At 60.1% G+C, this 17851-nt stretch carries 15 protein-coding genes; 6 read left to right on the top strand and 9 right to left on the bottom strand.

Annotated features, from left to right (window positions below; genetic code table 11):
• Window positions 1–77: 77 nt before the first annotated feature.
• Both KGB29_RS26890 and ybaK read right to left on the bottom strand, forming a co-directional pair.
• Window positions 78–860: a PhzF family phenazine biosynthesis protein gene (locus KGB29_RS26890; protein ID WP_150814677.1), complete on the bottom strand. Its 783-nt coding sequence runs from the start codon at window positions 858–860 to the stop codon at window positions 78–80.
• A gap of 109 nt (window positions 861–969) precedes the next feature.
• Complete coding sequence (gene ybaK, locus KGB29_RS26885) at window positions 970–1440, bottom strand: Cys-tRNA(Pro) deacylase (RefSeq protein ID WP_057713427.1); 471 nt, start codon at window positions 1438–1440, stop codon at window positions 970–972.
• Between the two features lie 347 nt (window positions 1441–1787).
• On the opposite strand from ybaK, the gene KGB29_RS26880 reads away from it, so the two are divergent.
• From KGB29_RS26880 to glpD, 4 genes are all read left to right on the top strand, one after another.
• Window positions 1788–2639 carry an MIP/aquaporin family protein gene (locus KGB29_RS26880; protein ID WP_090457548.1) on the top strand — a complete coding sequence of 284 codons (852 nt, stop codon included), beginning with the start codon at window positions 1788–1790 and terminating at the stop codon, window positions 2637–2639.
• A gap of 74 nt (window positions 2640–2713) precedes the next feature.
• On the top strand, window positions 2714–4219 hold the full coding sequence (gene glpK, locus KGB29_RS26875) for a glycerol kinase GlpK (protein WP_150814678.1): 1506 nt from the start codon (window positions 2714–2716) through the stop codon (window positions 4217–4219).
• A gap of 95 nt (window positions 4220–4314) precedes the next feature.
• The gene (locus tag KGB29_RS26870; protein ID WP_007971301.1) at window positions 4315–5070 is read left to right on the top strand and encodes a DeoR/GlpR family transcriptional regulator; all 756 of its coding nucleotides are present in this window, start codon (window positions 4315–4317) and stop codon (window positions 5068–5070) included.
• 320 nt (window positions 5071–5390) lie between these two features.
• A complete protein-coding gene (glpD, locus tag KGB29_RS26865) occupies window positions 5391–6929 on the top strand; it encodes a glycerol-3-phosphate dehydrogenase (RefSeq protein ID WP_150814688.1) in 1539 nt (512 codons plus the stop codon).
• A gap of 66 nt (window positions 6930–6995) precedes the next feature.
• Here glpD and KGB29_RS26860 read toward each other — a convergent pair whose 3' ends face one another.
• The 3 genes from KGB29_RS26860 to KGB29_RS26850 form a co-directional block, all read right to left on the bottom strand.
• Window positions 6996–8102 carry an NADH:flavin oxidoreductase/NADH oxidase gene (locus KGB29_RS26860; protein ID WP_150814679.1) on the bottom strand — a complete coding sequence of 369 codons (1107 nt, stop codon included), beginning with the start codon at window positions 8100–8102 and terminating at the stop codon, window positions 6996–6998.
• 280 nt (window positions 8103–8382) lie between these two features.
• Window positions 8383–10092, bottom strand: a complete 1710-nt coding sequence (recJ, locus tag KGB29_RS26855; RefSeq protein ID WP_090457550.1) for a single-stranded-DNA-specific exonuclease RecJ — start codon at window positions 10090–10092, stop codon at window positions 8383–8385.
• A 66-nt stretch (window positions 10093–10158) separates the two neighbouring features.
• Window positions 10159–10701, bottom strand: a complete 543-nt coding sequence (locus KGB29_RS26850) for a YaeQ family protein (protein ID WP_007971297.1) — start codon at window positions 10699–10701, stop codon at window positions 10159–10161.
• Window positions 10702–10848: 147 nt separating this feature from the next.
• On the opposite strand from KGB29_RS26850, the gene KGB29_RS26845 reads away from it, so the two are divergent.
• Together KGB29_RS26845 and KGB29_RS26840 are read left to right on the top strand one after the other, a co-directional pair.
• Window positions 10849–12048 (top strand): CaiB/BaiF CoA transferase family protein, encoded by a 1200-nt coding sequence (locus tag KGB29_RS26845; protein WP_150814680.1) that lies wholly within the window; start codon window positions 10849–10851, stop codon window positions 12046–12048.
• Window positions 12002–12970, top strand: coding sequence for a TIGR02285 family protein (locus tag KGB29_RS26840; protein ID WP_150814681.1), 969 nt, complete (start codon window positions 12002–12004; stop codon window positions 12968–12970). Before KGB29_RS26845 ends, KGB29_RS26840 begins: the two co-directional genes overlap by 47 nt.
• A 169-nt stretch (window positions 12971–13139) precedes the next feature.
• Here the strand turns inward: KGB29_RS26840 and KGB29_RS26835 are convergent, their stop codons facing one another.
• The 4 genes from KGB29_RS26835 to KGB29_RS26820 form a co-directional block, all read right to left on the bottom strand.
• The gene (locus KGB29_RS26835) at window positions 13140–13427 is read right to left on the bottom strand and encodes a DUF3509 domain-containing protein (protein WP_150814682.1); all 288 of its coding nucleotides are present in this window, start codon (window positions 13425–13427) and stop codon (window positions 13140–13142) included.
• A gap of 161 nt (window positions 13428–13588) precedes the next feature.
• Window positions 13589–14944 (bottom strand): transporter substrate-binding domain-containing protein, encoded by a 1356-nt coding sequence (locus tag KGB29_RS26830; protein ID WP_150814683.1) that lies wholly within the window; start codon window positions 14942–14944, stop codon window positions 13589–13591.
• 119 nt (window positions 14945–15063) lie between these two features.
• Window positions 15064–16473, bottom strand: a complete 1410-nt coding sequence (gene thrC, locus KGB29_RS26825) for a threonine synthase (protein WP_150814684.1) — start codon at window positions 16471–16473, stop codon at window positions 15064–15066.
• Window positions 16474–16539: 66 nt separating this feature from the next.
• Window positions 16540–17844 (bottom strand): homoserine dehydrogenase, encoded by a 1305-nt coding sequence (locus KGB29_RS26820; protein WP_057713417.1) that lies wholly within the window; start codon window positions 17842–17844, stop codon window positions 16540–16542.
• Window positions 17845–17851 lie beyond the last annotated feature (7 nt).

Raw genomic sequence — 17851 nt, 5'->3', positions numbered from 1 at the left:
GGCGGAGTGTCAGTCGATGATGATGTTAACTGACTGTCCGCCTTCGCGAGCAAGCCCGCTCCCACAATGGGCTTGCGTTATCCCAGCATCAGCATGCCACTGGCAACCAGGGTCGCATTGCCGCCGATCCTCACCCGATCGCCTTCCAGTTGGCAGAACAATTCCCCGCCCCGCGCCGAACACTGAAAAGCCGTCAATCTCGACTTGGCCAAACGCTTTGACCAGTACGGAATCAGAAGGCAATGGGTCGACCCGGTCACCGGGTCTTCATTGATGCCGATTGCCGGGGCGAAGTAGCGGGAAACGAAATCGTGCTGCTCGCCCCGCGCCGTCACGATGGCACCCAGCCATGGCAGTTTCGCCAGGGCCACCATGTCCGGCTTGCAGTCGAGCACGGCTTGCTCCGACTCCAGCACCACGAACAGCTCATTTGAAGCCAGTACCTCAACAGCCTTCACGCCCAGTGCACGCTCGATGTCCGAGATCACGTTCACCGGCGATGCAGTGATCGCCGGGAAATCCAGCCACAGCCGCCCACCTTCACGGGTCACGCCCAACGGGCCGGATTTGCAGGTGAAGTCCAGTCGCTCGACGGGCTCCTTATAAATCTCGAACAGCACATGAGCGCTAGCCAGCGTCGCGTGACCGCACAATGGCACCTCAGTGGTCGGCGTAAACCAACGGATGTGCCAGCCCTGCCCTTCACGCACGACAAACGCCGTTTCGGCGAGGTTGTGTTCGGCGGCAATCTTTTGCATCAACTCATCGGCGAGCCAGGTGTCGAGCCGATAGACCATCGCCGGATTGCCGCTAAATGGCTGATTGCTGAACGCGTCGACCTGATGAAACTCCAGTTGCATAACCTTCTCCCTTTGTCAGACCACAAAGCATGCCGCGCTGGCTCAGCCGGCACCAGTGACAGAGCAGGCTGATTTTCACCATACAGCGCTGCGCGGACTCCGATGATGTTCACGCACGGCCGATATCGGCAAATCTGGCCTGGGTGTGCTCGGCCAGCACCGCCGGTGCCAGTTCGACTTCCAGTCCACGCCGCCCCGCACTGACAAAAATGCTGGCGAAGGGCTGGGCCGAATTATCAATGAAGGTACGCAAGCGCTTTTTCTGCCCCAGCGGACTGATCCCGCCCAACAGATAGCCGGTAGAGCGCTGCGCTGCCGCCGGGTCGGCCATTTCGACCTTCTTCACGCCCGCGGCGTGGGCCAGCCCTTTCAAGTCCAGGCTGCCGACAACCGGCACCACGGCCACCAGCAACTCGCCCTTTTCACTGGCCGCCAGCAAGGTCTTGAACACCTGCGCCGGATCGAGCCCGAGTTTTTCCGCCGCTTCCAACCCGTAGGAGGCGGCCTTGGGGTCATGTTCGTAACTGTGTACGCGATGTTCGGCCCGAACCTTTTTCAACAAATCCAATGCGGGGGTCATGACAGCTCCAGACTGGGCGGCAGAAGAAAAATACTGCGCCCGATTCTAGGACATTGATCATTAAAAGGCTCTACAGCGGCGCATTCATGACGCCATTGCCTGGCAACCCCATTCCTCAACAACCCGGTCATTCATACAGCGAATAGTTTCTTTGTGACCAATGGTTCACTTTCGACCTTTGACAGCAGCGTTTCTTGTCTATATTTTTTCGTTTATGAAACTGTACGAAACGTCCTACCGCTGCACCCAGCAGTAAACCGCGACCAGGATGGGGATCCTGCCTCGGCGAAAACCGCGCTCCGACCATGATGGAAAAAGCGCCAGACAACAAAAAAAATGAGGTTTCAATGACAACTGCTTTACAACAACCGTCGCTCTCGAGCCAATGCATGGCCGAGTTTCTGGGTACGGCGCTGCTGATCTTTTTTGGTACAGGTTGCGTTGCCGCGCTCAAGGTCGCGGGTGCCAGTTTTGGCTTGTGGGAAATCAGCATTATCTGGGGCGTCGGCGTCAGCATGGCGATCTACCTTACCGCTGGGGTTTCCGGGGCTCATCTGAACCCTGCCGTCAGCATTGCCCTGAGCATTTTCGCGGACTTCGAAAAACGTAAATTGCCTTTCTACATACTCGCCCAAGTGGCGGGTGCCTTCTGTGGAGCGCTGTTGGTTTACACGCTCTACAGCAATCTATTCTTCGAATTCGAACAAACGCACCATATGGTTCGCGGCACTCAAGCCAGCCTCGAATTGGCCTCCGTGTTCTCCACCTTCCCGAACCCGGTGCTGACCACCGCCCAGGCATTTCTGGTCGAGGTGATTATCACGGCCATCCTGATGGGCGTGATCATGTCCCTGACCGATGACAACAATGGCCTGCCCAAAGGCCCGCTGGCACCGCTGCTGATCGGCCTGTTGATTGCGGTGATCGGTAGCTCGATGGGACCACTGACCGGCTTTGCCATGAACCCTGCGCGGGACTTCGGCCCTAAACTGATGACTTTCTTCGCTGGCTGGGGTGAAATTTCCTTCACTGGCGGACGCGATATCCCGTATTTCCTGATTCCTGTTTTTGCACCGATTGTCGGTGCCTGCCTCGGTGCTGCCGCCTATCGCGGGCTGATTGCCCGCCATCTGCCCAGCGCCGTACCTGCTACAAAGGATGCAACAGCTGCCATTGACGGCAAACCCAGAACTTCTTGATACCGTTGGCGCGTGCCCCTGCCCCTTGATCGCGCGCCAGACCTCACTCCCTTATTTCGTCCAAGGCAATCGACATGACCGACACACAGAATAAGAGCTACATCATTGCCCTCGATCAGGGTACGACCAGCTCCCGCGCGATCATTTTCGACCGCGACGCGAACGTGGTCTGCACCGCCCAACGGGAGTTCGCACAGCATTACCCGCAAGCCGGCTGGGTCGAACACGATCCGATGGAAATCTTCGCGACCCAAAGCGCCGTGATGGTCGAGGCCCTGGCACAAGCCGGCCTGCACCACGACCAGGTGGCGGCCATCGGTATCACCAACCAGCGCGAAACCACCGTGGTCTGGGACAAGAACACCGGCCGCCCGATCTACAACGCCATCGTCTGGCAGTGCCGACGCAGCACCGAGATCTGCCAGCAGCTCAAGCGCGATGGCCACGAGCAATACATCAGCGACACCACCGGCCTGGTCACCGACCCGTACTTCTCCGGCACCAAGCTCAAGTGGATCCTCGACAACGTCGAAGGCAGCCGCGAGCGCGCGCGCAACGGTGAGCTGTTGTTCGGCACCGTCGACAGCTGGCTGATCTGGAAATTCACCGGTGGCAAGGTGCATGTCACCGACTACACCAACGCTTCGCGCACCATGCTCTTCAACATCCACACGCTGGAGTGGGACGCGAAGATGCTGGAGGTCCTCGACATCCCTCGTGAGATGCTCCCGGAAGTCAAATCGTCGTCCGAAATCTACGGTCACACCAAAAGCGGTATCGCCATCGGCGGCATCGCTGGCGACCAACAAGCTGCCCTGTTCGGCCAGATGTGCGTCGAGCCAGGCCAGGCGAAAAACACCTACGGCACTGGCTGCTTCCTGTTGATGAACACCGGCGACAAAGCCGTCAAGTCCCAACACGGCATGCTCACCACCATCGCCTGCGGCCCACGTGGCGAAGTGGCCTACGCGCTGGAAGGCGCGGTGTTCAACGGCGGCTCTACCGTGCAATGGCTGCGTGACGAACTGAAGATCATCAACGACGCCCACGACACCGAATACTTCGCCAACAAGGTCAAAGACAGCAACGGTGTGTACCTGGTGCCGGCCTTCACCGGTCTTGGTGCTCCCTACTGGGACCCGTACGCCCGTGGCGCCTTGTTCGGCCTGACCCGCGGCGTACGCGTAGATCACATCATTCGCGCAGCGCTGGAATCGATTGCCTACCAGACTCGCGACGTGCTCGACGCCATGCAACAGGACTCCGGCGAACGCCTCAAGGCCCTGCGCGTGGACGGCGGCGCGGTGGCGAACAATTTCCTGATGCAGTTCCAGGCCGACATCCTCGGCACGCAGGTCGAGCGTCCGCAAATGCGCGAAACCACGGCTCTGGGTGCGGCTTACCTGGCAGGCCTAGCCTGCGGCTTCTGGGGCAGCCTGGAAGAGTTGCGTGGCAAGGCAGTGATCGAACGCAAGTTCGAGCCGACGCTGGATGAAACGGCGAAGGAAAAACTCTACGCGGGGTGGAAAAAAGCGGTCAGCCGTACCCGCGATTGGGCGGCTGAAGACGAGACTGAATAAGCCAAGACGCAGGCTCGTATCTGTATGTAACTGGTCGGGAGCAGATTCCTGCGGCATCATGGGCAAATTTTGCACGGCAGCCCAAAGGACGCCCCATGAATCTGCCTCCCCGTCAGCAGCAAATCCTCGAACTGGTCCGCGAACGCGGCTATGTCAGCATCGAGGAAATGGCCACGCTGTTCGTAGTTACCCCGCAGACCATTCGCCGCGACATCAATCAGCTCGCGGAAGCCAATTTGTTGCGTCGCTACCACGGCGGCGCGGCTTACGACTCCAGCGTTGAAAACACCGCCTACGCCATGCGCGCCGATCAGATGCGCGATGAAAAACAGCGTATCGGCGAAGCCATTGCCGCGCAGATTCCCGACCATGCCTCGTTGTTCATCAACATCGGCACGACCACCGAATCCATTGCCCGGGCACTGCTCAACCACAGTCACCTGAAGATCATCACCAACAACCTGCACGTCGCCTCCATGCTCAGCGCCAAGGACGATTTCGATGTCCTGCTCACTGGCGGCAACGTGCGGCGCGATGGTGGCGTGGTGGGTCAGGCCAGTGTCGACTTCATCAATCAGTTCAAGGTCGATTTCGCCCTGGTCGGCATCAGCGGCATCGATGAAGACGGCAGCCTGCTGGACTTCGACTATCAGGAAGTGCGGGTATCCCAGGCGATCATCGCCAATGCCAGGCAAGTGATCCTCGCGGCCGACTCCAGCAAGTTCGGGCGCAACGCCATGATTCGCCTGGGGCCGATTAGCCTGGTCGATTGCCTGGTCACCGATCAGCAACCCTCCCCGGCGCTGGCGCAGTTGTTGAACCAGCACAAGGTTCGCCTGGAAGTGGTTTAACCCCCCTCCTTCCCCTGTGGCGAGGGGGCTTGCCCCCGTTGGGCTGCGAAGCGGCCCTAAAACCATTCAGCCGAGTTCAGACAGGCACATTCATAGCCCCAACCTGCGACGGCTTCGCCGTCGAACGGGGGCAAGCCCCCTCGCCACAAAAGCAGCCTGCACCTTTCAATGTTCGTAAATTTTCCTTTAATGGCCCTTCGATGAGTATTTTCAATCGAAGCTGACTGGCTGTGGGCGTCTTTATGGGCTAGTATTTTCGCAAATGAACATTAATGTTCGAATTCAAATACAAAACATCAAAGAATTCCGAGGCCGAGCCGATGCCCACTTCCACCTTGCCTACGCCCCCTCTCGCCGAGGTCTACGATATCGCCGTCATCGGTGGCGGGATCAATGGCGTGGGGATCGCAGCGGACGCCGCCGGACGCGGTCTCTCGGTGTTCCTTTGTGAAAAGGATGACCTGGCCAGCCATACATCGTCGGCCAGCAGCAAGCTGATTCACGGTGGCCTGCGCTACCTCGAACATTACGAGTTCCGCCTGGTGCGTGAGGCCCTGGCTGAACGCGAAGTGTTGTTGGCCAAGGCGCCGCACATCGTCAAGCAAATGCGATTCGTGTTGCCGCACCGCCCACACCTGCGCCCGGCATGGATGATTCGCGCCGGTCTGTTCCTCTATGACAACCTGGGCAAGCGCGAGCAACTGCAAGGTTCGAAAAGCCTGAAGTTCGGCCCCGACAGCGCGCTCAAAAGCGAAATCACCAAGGGCTTCGAATACTCCGACTGCTGGGTCGACGACGCCCGCCTGGTGGTGTTGAACGCCATGGCCGCCCGGGAAAAAGGCGCCCACGTTCACACCCAGACCCGCTGCGTCAGCGCGCGCCGTACCAAGGGCCTGTGGCACCTGCACCTGGAGCGCGCCGACGGCAGCCTGTTTTCGATCCGCGCCAAGGCATTGGTCAATGCGGCCGGGCCATGGGTCGCCAGGTTCATTCGCGATGACCTGAAGATGGAATCGCCTTACGGCATCCGCCTGATCCAGGGCAGCCACCTGATCGTGCCGAAACTGTACGAAGGCGAACACGCGCACATCCTGCAAAACGAAGATCAGCGTATCGTGTTCACCATTCCGTACCTGAATCACTTCACCCTGATCGGCACCACCGACCGCGAGTACACCGGCGATCCGGCGAAGGTGGCAATTACCGACGGCGAAACCGATTACCTGTTGAATGTGGTCAACGCCCATTTCAAAAAACAAATCAGCCGCGACGACATCCTGCACAGCTATTCCGGTGTGCGCCCGCTGTGCAACGACGAATCCGACAACCCGTCGGCCGTGACCCGCGATTACACCCTGGCGCTGTCTGGCACTGGCGAAGAGGCTCCGTTGCTGTCGGTGTTCGGCGGCAAGCTCACCACCTATCGCAAACTGGCCGAGTCGGCGCTGGCGCAACTGGCACCCTACTTCAAGCACATCCAGCCAAGCTGGACCGCAAGCGCCACGCTGCCGGGCGGTGAAGACATGACCACCCCGCAGGCCTTGAGCTCACGTATCCGCGACAAATTCGACTGGCTACCAAGCGAGATCGCTCGCCGTTGGGCCACCTCCTACGGCAGCCGTACCTGGCGCATGCTCGAAGGCGTACAGGACATCAGCGATATGGGCGAGCACATCGGCGGCGGTCTCTACACCCGCGAGGTCGATTACCTGTGCAGTGAAGAATGGGCCACTACCGCACACGATATTCTTTGGCGGCGCAGCAAGCTCGGCTTGTTCACCACAGCCGCGGAGCAGGAAAAACTCAAGGAATACCTGAACAAGGTCGAGCAAAACCGCAACAAGATCGAAGCGGCCTGATCACGATCCGGATAAACGAAAGCCCCTGAATCTCACGATTCAGGGGCTTTTTCGTATCGATGGATTTCAGTCGCGCAAATCCGATTCATGAATGGGCTGCTCACGGTGAGTCGCCCGCTGATATTGCGCCGGCCACACGGCCTTGTGCCCGCCCAGGTCGTCGTCCGCGTGCAGCGCCCAGTACGGATCGCGCAACAACTCACGGGCCAGGAAGATGATGTCCGCCTGACAGGTGCGCAGGATGTGCTCGGCCTGGGCCGGCTCGGTGATCATGCCGACTGTGCCGGTGGCCATGCCCGACTCCTTGCGCACCCGCTCGGCGAAGCGGGTCTGGTAACCGGGCCCTGTGGGAATTTCAGCATTGACTGCCGTCCCGCCCGACGAGACGTCGATCAGGTCGACCCCCAAGGCTTTGAGGCGGCGGGCCAGCTCCACGGTTTCATCGGGGTTCCAGCCGTCTTCCACCCAGTCGGTGGCCGAGACCCGGACAAACACCGGCAACTCTTCAGGCCACACCGCACGCACCGCTTCGGTGACCTGCAGCACCAGCCGAATACGATTTTCGAACGAACCGCCATATTGATCGCGACGCTGATTGCTCAACGGCGACAGAAATTGATGCAGCAGGTAACCATGGGCCGCGTGCACTTCGACCACTTTGAAACCGGCCGTCAGTGAGCGCTTTGCCGCATCGACAAAGGCCTGGATCACCTTGGCGATCTCGTCGTCATCCAGTTGTTTGGGTTGGGTGTGCTGCGGGTCGAACGCAATCGGCGAAGGTCCGACCGGCACCCAGCCGCCCTCGTCGGGTTTGACGCTGCCATGCTTGCCGAGCCACGGCCGGTGGGTGCTGGCCTTGCGCCCGGCATGGGCCAGCTGAATACCGGCAACGGCGCCCTGGGCGTTGATGAAGCGGGTGATGCGTTGCAGGGGTTCGATCTGTTCATCATTCCACAGACCGAGATCCTCGGCCGTGATGCGCCCGTCGGCGGTGACCGCCGTGGCTTCGGTAAACACCAGCCCGGCCCCGCCGATAGCACGGCTGCCGAGGTGGACCAGATGCCAGTCATTGGCCAGGCCATCGGCACTGGAATACTGGCACATCGGCGATACCGCGATGCGGTTGGGCAGGGTTAATTGGCGAAGGGTAAAGGGTTCAAGCAGCAGACTCATGGGGCACCTCTCGAATCAGTGGGCAGGCTCCAGGTTCTGTTTGAATAGTCGACGAGTGACAGGAAAAAGGTACAACACCCGCCCCCGCGGGCAAAAAATTCGACAAGACGTCACAAGGCCAAAATCAAGCAGTGCTTAGAGCCTAGTCGACATCGAGGGATGTTGCCCCCTTGTAGGAGCGAGCTCGCTCGCGATGGACGACAGGACACCGCGGGGTATCAGGCCCCCAGCGCCATCGTTCACGACCATCGCGAGCGAGCTCGCTCCTACAAGGGTCGGGTCAACGCGGTTCGATGTGGGCAATCATCAATTGAACCGTCTCGTTCCCGCGAAACTCGTTGAGGTCGAGCTTGTAGGCCAGCTCCACCCACTTGATGGTCGGATTCGGCCAGATGTCGCGGTCGATCCCGAAGGCAATGCCGTCGAGTTTCACCGAACCACATTCACTTTTGAGCACGACTTTAAGATGCCGCTCGCCAACGACGCGCTGCTCGACCAACTGGAACACCCCATGAAACAACGGTTCCGGGAAGTGTTGTCCCCAAGGACCGGCATGCCGCAAGGCACGAGCCAGCTCCAGGTGGAACTCTTCCACCGCCAGGGTGCCGTCCGACAACAGGCGGCCAGTCAGATCTTCTTCGCGTAGCTGCCGGCGCACTTCAGCGTCAAAGGCTTCGGCGAACAAGGGGAAATTCGCTTCCGGCAGCGTCAGGCCGGCCGCCATCGCGTGGCCACCGTATTTGGTGATCAGATTCGGATGCTGCGCCGCCACCACACTCAAGGCGTCGCGGATGTGAAAGCCCTGGACCGAACGCCCCGAGCCCTTGAGCAGGCCATCTCCGGCATCGGCAAAGGCGATGGTCGGGCGGAAATAGCGCTCTTTCATCCGTGACGCGAGGATACCGATGACGCCTTGGTGCCACTCGGGATCGAACAGGCACAAGCCGAACGGCATCGACTCCACCGGCAAATCCTTGAGCTGCGCCAGCGCTTCACGCTGCATGCCCTGCTCGATGGATTTGCGATCCTGGTTCATGCCGTCCAGTTGCGCCGCCATCTCACGGGCCAGACCTGCGTCTTCGGTCAGCAGACATTCGATGCCCAGGCTCATGTCGTCCAGGCGCCCTGCTGCGTTCAGGCGCGGGCCGACAATGAAGCCCAGATCGGTGGAGGTGATACGCGCATGATCGCGCTTGGCCACTTCGAGGATCGCCTTGATCCCCGGCCGGGCACGTCCAGCGCGAATCCGCTCCAGGCCCTGATGAACCAGAATCCGGTTGTTGGCATCCAGCGGCACCACGTCGGCCACGCTGCCAAGAGCCACCAGATCGAGCAGTTCGCCGATATTCGGCTGCGGCCTGCTTGTGTACCAGCCCAGCTCGCGCAACCGCGCACGCAGGGCCATCAACACATAGAAAATCACCCCGACACCGGCCAGCGCCTTGCTCGGAAACTCGCAACCGGGCTGGTTCGGATTGACTATGGCATCGGCCAACGGCAGCTCGTCACCGGGCAAGTGGTGGTCGGTGACGAGTACCTTGAGCCCGGCCTTTTTCGCCGCTGCCACGCCTTCGACGCTGGAGATGCCGTTGTCGACGGTGATCAGCAAATGCGGCTGACGCTCAAGCGCCACCGCGACGATTTCCGGTGTCAGGCCATAGCCGTAGTCGAATCGGTTGGGTACCAGGTAGTCGACATGTGCCGCCCCCAACAGACGCAACCCCAAGGTGCCCACGGTGCTCGCCGTCGCGCCGTCGGCATCAAAGTCGCCGACGATCAGAATGCGCTGACGCTGTTCGAGCGCAGTCACCAGCAGATCCACCGCGGCATCGATGCCCTTGAGTTGCTGGAACGGAATCAACCGCGCCAGGCTCTTGTCCAGTTCCGCCTCGGACAGCACGCCCCGAGCCGCGTACAGGCGGGTCAACAGCGGCGGAATATCACCGAGGAATGGCAGGGTGTCGGGCAGCAGGCGAGGTTCGATGCGCATGGGGTGAAAGATGCTTCTCTTCAATACGTAGGATAAAACCGGGTGACGCGGGACAGTTGCGAAAAATCAGCCGCGCTCACCGGCCAGCCACTGCAACTGGACTTCGTGCTGACCACGGTCGTCGGTGACGAAGATCGTCCCTTCGCTGATCATCACGTCCCACTTGATGACGCGGGGCATGTCTTTGGCCAGGGTTTCCAGGACTTCCTGAGGCACGGCAGCGATGTTGACGTTCTTCAGGTTTTTCACCGCCGGCACCACTTTGCCCTCCCACACGCGCAGGCTGCCGTAGGCCAACAGGCTGGTACGTTCAGTGCGGCGCGAGCACCAGGTCAGGCGCTCGGCATCCGGCTGGCCGACTTCGATCCAGTGCAGGACGCGGTCATCCAGGCTTTTTTCCCACAAGGCCGGTTCATCCACTTCCGACAGACCACGGCCAAAAGACAGCTGCTCGTTGTACCAGAGGGCGTAGGCCAGCAGGCGCACGGTCATGCGCTCTTCGGTTTCCGAAGGGTGACGGGCGATGGTCTGCTTCACGCTCTCATAGACGCTGCGGTCGAGGTCGGTGAGGTTCAGTTCAAACTTGTAGGTCGTGGACGGCTGGGCCATGTACGGGCTTCTTGATACGAGGAAAGTCGGCAAGTCTAACCGATGCGACGGGCAATCCACGAATTGAACACAATCAAGCTGGAGCGTCTGACAGTCGGCTATGTTAAAACGCTCTATCCGCTCAACCTTTGCCCCACAGGATCCAGCATGCCGTTCACCGCCAAACCGCTTTCCGGTCTGAAAGTCATCGAATTGGGCACCTTGATTGCCGGCCCGTTTGCCTCGCGTATTTGCGCGGAATTCGGAGCCGACGTAATCAAGATCGAATCCCCGGACGGCGGTGATCCATTGCGCAAATGGCGCAAGTTGTATGAAGGCACTTCGTTGTGGTGGTTCGTCCAGGCCCGCAACAAAAAGTCCCTGACCCTCAACCTCAAGCACCCCGACGGTCAGGCCATCCTGAAACAGCTGCTGGGCGAGGCAGACATACTGATCGAAAACTTTCGTCCCGGCGTCCTGGAAAAACTCGGCCTGGGCTGGGACGTCCTGCACGCCTTGAACCCGAAACTGGTCATGGTGCGGCTGTCGGGTTTCGGCCAGACCGGCCCGATGAAGGATCAGCCCGGCTTTGGCGCAGTCGGTGAGTCGATGGGCGGCCTGCGCTACATCACCGGCTTCGAAGACCGCCCACCGGTGCGCACCGGCATTTCCATCGGCGACTCGATTGCCGCGCTCTGGGGCGTGATTGGCGCGTTGATGGCCCTGCGTCATCGCGAGGTCAACGGCGGCCAGGGGCAAGTGGTGGACGTGGCGCTGTACGAAGCCATCTTCGCGATGATGGAAAGCATGGTTCCGGAGTTCGACGTGTTCGGTTTCATCCGCGAACGCACGGGCAATATCATGCCCGGCATCACCCCGTCCTCGATCCACACCAGTGCCGATGGCAAGCACGTGCAGATCGGCGCCAATGGCGACGCGATTTTCAAACGCTTCATGCTGATCATTGGCCGGGAAGACTTGGCCAACGACCCCCAGCTTGCCAGCAACGATGGCCGCGATGCCCGACGCGACGAGATTTATGGCGTCATCGATCGCTGGGTCAACTCGTTGCCGCTGGACAGGGTGCTGGCGCAGCTCAATCAGGCCGAGGTGCCGGCCAGCCGGATCTTCAGCGCCGAAGACATGTTCAATGACCCCCAGTACCTGGCGCGGGAAATGTTCCTGCAAGCCAAGCTGCCGGACGGCAAAGACTTCAAGATGCCGGGCATTGTGCCGAAACTCTCAGAGACACCCGGGGAATGTGAATGGGTCGGGCCACAACTGGGTGAGCACAACGCACAGGTACTCCAGGAACTTGGCTATGACGCGACGCAGATTACACAGTTGCGCAAAGACGGAGCCATCTAGGCTGAGGCACCTGCCCGCATGGCCCATTCGACACTGCCCGCCACGCGGCGGGCGGCTGCTGTGCATGCTGGCGATCTTGTTCCTGCTCCCTGGACCGATCCCGTCAGCCCTGGCGCAAACCGGGGAACCCCTGATCTGGCTCAAGCGCGACCTGCCGCCGCTGACGATTTTCGACGGGCCGAAAAAGGGTCTGGGCGTTATCGATCAATTACTTCCACTGTTGATTGCCGGCATGCCGCAATACCAGCACAGCGTGATGAGGGTCAATCGCGCGCGTGGACTGCAAATGCTCCACGAACCCGCCCTCGTCTGCGACGCGGCGCTGAACTGGAGCAAGGAACGGGAAAAGTGGATCGCCTTTTCCATTCCGGTCTTCCGCGCCATGAGCAATGGCCTGGCCGTGCGGCGCGTCGACCAGAAAATGCTGACACCCTTTATCAAGGACGACGAAGTGGACCTGGCAGCGCTGCTCGCCAGCGGTAGCGAAAAACTGGGAATTATTGCCGAGCGCAATTACGGCGAATACCTCGACGGACTGCTCAAACAAGCGCCAGCCGACGCGCTGGCCCCTCATTACGGTAACGACGCCTTGGGCAGCCTGCTGCAGATGCAGCGCCTGGGACGCTTGCACCTGCTGTTGGGTTATCGCCCGGAAATACGCTACCAGGCCTCGCTGCAAGGCATTGCCGAGGATGAGCTGCAGTTCTATCCGATCCGTGGCACGGGCAAATACCTGTCCGGTTACATCGGTTGCACCGACACGCCAAAGGGCCGACAGGCCATTGTCGAGATCAACCAGGTGTTGCGCACCCTTCCCCGTGAACGCCTCGATGAGGCCTACGCCGCCTGGCTGGATCCCCAAAGCCGCAGCGATTACCTGAAAGACACCAAGGCGTTTTTCGACAATCTGGCGCACCCCTGACAAATCCCGGGCAAAAGAAACCCCGAGAAGTGGGGAGACGACTCGGGGTCAAACGTGGCCTGCTTGGAGACCAGTAGCAGCAAGCTACAAGCACCGGAGCACAATGCTTGATCCTGCTGTTACAAAGTCTGACTGACCTGGGTATGGAAAGGTTCCTACAAAAAACCGTTCAATTGCGGCTGGCCAGCAGCTTGTCCTGCGCCGCATTACGTAATGCCGCGATCACACAAGGCTCAAGGCGTCCTTCAGCGATCAGCACGTCGCGATGCAAACCGTCGACCACATCCGTCAGCAAGCGCTTGTCATTCAACTGGGCCTGATTGAACTCGCGCTCGACCACGGTCGCGCCGATAGCATTCGTCAGGGTCACCCGGCATTCGCCACGAATGCCTGACGGGGTCAACGTAACCTGATACGGGCTTAGCGCCTCACCGAGCAACAGACTGATACTTTCCATCCCGATCACCACTCAATAGTCCGAAAACAACGTGCCTGGGGCATGCCTACTACAAATGACCGCTGGCCCGAGAAGAAGGTTCTGGGTACTGACCGCAGGCGAACCTGCAGCCCAGTCAAGAGAGCATGCACGGCGAACATGACAGGGAAAAAACCCAACCATCACGTCTGTCGGGTGCGCCGGGCGATGTCGGCCCAGCCCCCCAACAATCCCCGTAGCTGGCCATCCGCCGTGTAAAACGGCACTGTCCACTGGTAGATATCCCTGACACCGTCCTTGAACATCAATTGACGCTCGAAAAAGCGCGTCCTGCGCGTACTCAATTGCGCCATGAACTCGGCATGCAGCAATTCCGCGGTTTGTCTGGGCATGGCATCGACCTCGATCAACTGCCGCCCCTGCATCCGGTCAAAACGCGTCGACAAGGCGTCCTCATAACTTTTGTTGCACATGATCAAGCGCCCTTGCAGATCACGGACAAACATCGGGTCAGGCATGGCATCCATCAGGGCATGCTGGAAGGCGAGCTGATCGCGCAGAGTGCTTTGGGCCTCGATCCGTTGCCTGACCACCACCGCCAACCGCCGATTCCAGAGCAGGGACAACAGGCCGAACAGGCTGACCACCAACACGCCCCAGCAAACCCACTGGTCAAGCCGCTGCCAGAGGCCAGGCGCCTGTGGCACGGTAGCGCCGCCGAACCACTTCAGGCGAAGGCCGCGCAACTCCTGTTCAGGAAACGCCTCAAGCGCCTTGTTGAGGATACTCAGCAACTGCGGCTGGCCTTCACGCACCGCCAGATAATCCGCATCCCATTTTCCCGGCACCACGGCGTCGATCTTAAGCCGGCCTGACGGAATGTGCTGGGCGCCGATTTCGCTTTCGATGGTGGCGTAGGCTTCGCCGCTTTCCACCCAGGCACGGGCTTCGGCGTAGGTTTTAACCGAACGCAACTCGATGGACGGATAATTACGACGGATCATCGCCTCCAGTGCATGCCGGGTCGGCAGCACCAGTACCCGCTTCGCCAGATCCTCCAGCGACTGCACCGGTGGTGCTCCGGCCTGCCCGAGAAAGACCCATCCTGTACCGCCGAACGCATGACTGAAATCGAGAAACGCCTTGCGTTCGTCATTCATCGCCAGGGTCGTACTCAAATCCGCAGCGCCGCTTTCCAGATGGGCCAGCATCTGATCGGTGGAAAAAGACTCTTGGTAAACGAACTGCAACCCCGTCATGTCACTGATGCGTTTGAGCAGGTCACTGTTCAAGCCCGTCCATTGGCCATGTTCATCCTTGAACAGGTACAACGGGTATTCCAGCGCCGAGACCACAACCCGAGGATGCTTGGCCATCCACTGCAACTCCTGGTCATCCAGCACGACCATTGACCGTGCGGCAGACTTCCCACGCTCCTGAATCGATGCAGGGCTTGCCCCTCCCCATTCGGCGATTCCCAGCATGCCGAATAAAAACAGCCAGCGCGCGACTGGCTTGAACACACTTGTAAACAGCATTCCCACGTCCTTGGTGATCCATTCGCCTGTCCCTTCGCGGCGATAACACGACAAGTGTGCATGCATAAATGAAAAAGCCCGTCAGGAGACGGGCTTCAAAATGTAACAGCGCTGACCGGTTACAGCGGCTTGCCGCGGTTGCCATGCTGGCTGACAAAGGCCTGCACGGCCTTCAGGTCATTTGGCAATACGGTGCAACGTTCGTCTCGCTCAAACAAATCAGAAAGATGTACCGGCAGTTCGAGCGCTTTTCCTACACCAGCTTTTTCCACGGCGTCCGGGAATTTGACCGGGTGGGCGGTGCCCAGGATCACCATTGGAATATCCAGGCTGCGACGGCATTCCCGGGCAGCTTTCACGCCGATGGCCGTGTGTGGATCCAGCACTTCGCCAGTCTGCTCGTAGACTTCGGCAATGGTTTCGCAGGTTTGCGCGTCATCCACGGCCAGCGAGTCGAACAACTTGCGGGCTTCGGTCCAGCGCTCTTGCTCGACGCTGAAACCGCCACCCTGCTTGAACGAATCCATCAGCCCGGCGATGGCCGCACCGTTGCGACCGTGCAGGTCGAACAGCAGGCGTTCGAAGTTCGACGAGACCATGATGTCCATCGACGGCGACAGCGTGGCGTGCAGGGTGTCCTTGACGTACTGATTGCCGCTCATGAAGCGGTGCAGGATGTCGTTGCGGTTGGTGGCGACGATCAACTGATTGATCGGCAGGCCCATGTTGCGCGCCAGATAACCGGCGAAGATGTCGCCGAAGTTGCCGGTCGGCACCGAGAACGACACCGAACGCGCCGGGCCGCCCAGCTGCAGGGATGCGTGGAAGTAGTAAACGATCTGGGCCATGATCCGCGCCCAGTTGATCGAGTTCACCGCGACCAGGCGAGTGCCTTTGAGGAAGCCCTGGTCGGCGAAGCTCGCCTTGACCATTTCCTGGCAGTCATCGAAGTTGCCTTCGATGGCGATGTTGTGGATGTTCTCGCCGAAAATCGTGGTCATCTGCCGACGCTGCACCTCGGACACACGGTTGTGCGGGTGCAGGATGAAGATGTCGACGTTTTCGCAGTGCTTGCAGCCTTCGATGGCGGCCGAGCCGGTATCACCGGAAGTAGCGCCGACAATCACTACGCGCTCGCCGCGCTTTTCCAGCACGTAGTCGAGCAGACGACCGAGCAGTTGCAGGGCGAAATCCTTGAACGCCAGGGTCGGGCCGTGGAACAGCTCCAGCACCCATTCGTTGCCGTTCAGCTGACGCAGCGGCGCAACGGCACTGTGGGCGAACACGCCGTAGGTTTCTTCAAGAATCTTTTTGAAATCGGCGTCCGGAATGCTGCCGGTGACGAACGGGCGCATGACGCGGAAGGCCAGTTCGTGATACGGCAGGCCGGCCCAGGAAGCGATTTCTTCCTGGGTGAAACGTGGCAGGTTTTCCGGGACGTACAGACCGCCGTCGGTGGCAAGACCAGCCAGCAGGACGTCTTCGAAATTCAGGGCCGGTGCCTGGCCGCGGGTACTGATGTAACGCATGACTGACTCCAATGGACAGTGTTCGTAGTGCCGGGCCCGCAAGCGAGCCCGGTCAACGATATCGGCTTAGTTCAGGTGCTCGACACGGATCCGTACAACTGGACCGACCACACCCGCCAAGGCTTCCAAAGCAGCGATGGCGTCGTTGATGCGCTGTTCCACCACACGGTGGGTCAGCAGGATCATCGGCACCAGGCCGTCGTGCTCCTCGGCTTCCTTCTGCATGATCGACTCGATGTTGATGCCGCGCTCCGAAAGGATGCTCGCGACCTGAGCCAATACGCCCGGATGGTCCTTGGCCTGGATGCGCAGGTAGTAGGCGCTTTCGCAGGCTTCGATCGGCAGGATCGGGTGAGCCGACAGCGAATCCGGCTGGAACGCCAGGTGCGGTACTCGGTTTTCCGGGTCGGAAGTCATGGCGCGGACCACGTCCACCAGGTCGGCGATCACCGACGAAGCGGTCGGCTCCATGCCGGCGCCAGCGCCGTAGAACAGGGTCGAACCGGCAGCATCGCCGTTGACCATCACCGCGTTCATCACGCCGTTGACGTTGGCGATCAGGCGATCGGCCGGGATCAGCGTCGGGTGCACGCGCAATTCGATACCGGCCGCGGTGCTGCGCGCCACGCCCAGGTGCTTGATGCGGTAGCCCAGCGCTTCGGCGTAGTTCACGTCGGCGGTGGTCAGCTTGGTGATGCCTTCGGTGTAAGCCTTGTCGAACTGCAACGGAATACCGAACGCGATGGATGCCAGGATCGTCAGCTTGTGAGCGGCGTCGATACCCTCGACGTCGAAGGTCGGATCGGCTTCGGCGTAACCCAGGGCCTGGGCTTCGGCCAATACGTCTTCGAAGGTGCGACCCTTCTCGCGCATTTCCGTCAGGATGAAGTTGCCGGTGCCGTTGATGATGCCGGCTACCCAGTTGATGCGGTTGGCGGACAGGCCTTCGCGGATCGCCTTGATCACCGGGATGCCACCGGCCACCGCCGCTTCGAACGCAACGATCACGCCCTTCTCGCGGGCCTTGGCGAAAATTTCATTACCGTGAACGGCGATAAGCGCCTTGTTCGCGGTGACCACATGCTTGCCATTCTCGATGGCCTTGAGTACCAGCTCGCGGGCAACGGTGTAGCCGCCCATCAGCTCTATGACGATGTCGATCTCAGGGTTCGTGGCCACTTCGAAGACATCGTTGGTAATCGCAATACCGGTCGTTTGGAACTGAGGCTTTGGCGTGCGCATGGCAATTTGTGCCACTTCGATTCCACGCCCGGCACGACGAGCAATTTCCTCGGCGTTGCGCTGAAGTACGTTGAAGGTACCGCCACCGACGGTTCCTAACCCACAGATGCCTACTTTGACCGGTTTCACTGTGAAC

Origin of the sequence: Pseudomonas sp. BF-B-30, assembly GCF_019956305.1 — a bacterium.
GTDB classification, from domain to species: domain Bacteria; phylum Pseudomonadota; class Gammaproteobacteria; order Pseudomonadales; family Pseudomonadaceae; genus Aquipseudomonas; species Aquipseudomonas jessenii.
This window is presented reverse-complemented; position numbering and strand designations above follow the sequence as displayed.

Excerpts from the sequence above, each read along its gene's own strand:
- KGB29_RS26890 (WP_150814677.1), bottom strand. The coding sequence starts at position 860 with ATGCAACTGGAGTTTCATCAGGTCGACGCGTTCAGCAATCAGCCATTT.
- ybaK (WP_057713427.1), bottom strand. The coding sequence starts at position 1,440 with ATGACCCCCGCATTGGATTTGTTGAAAAAGGTTCGGGCCGAACATCGC.
- KGB29_RS26880 (WP_090457548.1), top strand. The coding sequence starts at position 1,788 with ATGACAACTGCTTTACAACAACCGTCGCTCTCGAGCCAATGCATGGCC.
- glpK (WP_150814678.1), top strand. The coding sequence starts at position 2,714 with ATGACCGACACACAGAATAAGAGCTACATCATTGCCCTCGATCAGGGT.
- KGB29_RS26870 (WP_007971301.1), top strand. The coding sequence starts at position 4,315 with ATGAATCTGCCTCCCCGTCAGCAGCAAATCCTCGAACTGGTCCGCGAA.
- glpD (WP_150814688.1), top strand. The coding sequence starts at position 5,391 with ATGCCCACTTCCACCTTGCCTACGCCCCCTCTCGCCGAGGTCTACGAT.
- KGB29_RS26860 (WP_150814679.1), bottom strand. The coding sequence starts at position 8,102 with ATGAGTCTGCTGCTTGAACCCTTTACCCTTCGCCAATTAACCCTGCCC.
- recJ (WP_090457550.1), bottom strand. The coding sequence starts at position 10,092 with ATGCGCATCGAACCTCGCCTGCTGCCCGACACCCTGCCATTCCTCGGT.
- KGB29_RS26850 (WP_007971297.1), bottom strand. The coding sequence starts at position 10,701 with ATGGCCCAGCCGTCCACGACCTACAAGTTTGAACTGAACCTCACCGAC.
- KGB29_RS26845 (WP_150814680.1), top strand. The coding sequence starts at position 10,849 with ATGCCGTTCACCGCCAAACCGCTTTCCGGTCTGAAAGTCATCGAATTG.
- KGB29_RS26840 (WP_150814681.1), top strand. The coding sequence starts at position 12,002 with ATGACGCGACGCAGATTACACAGTTGCGCAAAGACGGAGCCATCTAGG.
- KGB29_RS26835 (WP_150814682.1), bottom strand. The coding sequence starts at position 13,427 with ATGGAAAGTATCAGTCTGTTGCTCGGTGAGGCGCTAAGCCCGTATCAG.
- KGB29_RS26830 (WP_150814683.1), bottom strand. The coding sequence starts at position 14,944 with ATGCTGTTTACAAGTGTGTTCAAGCCAGTCGCGCGCTGGCTGTTTTTA.
- thrC (WP_150814684.1), bottom strand. The coding sequence starts at position 16,473 with ATGCGTTACATCAGTACCCGCGGCCAGGCACCGGCCCTGAATTTCGAA.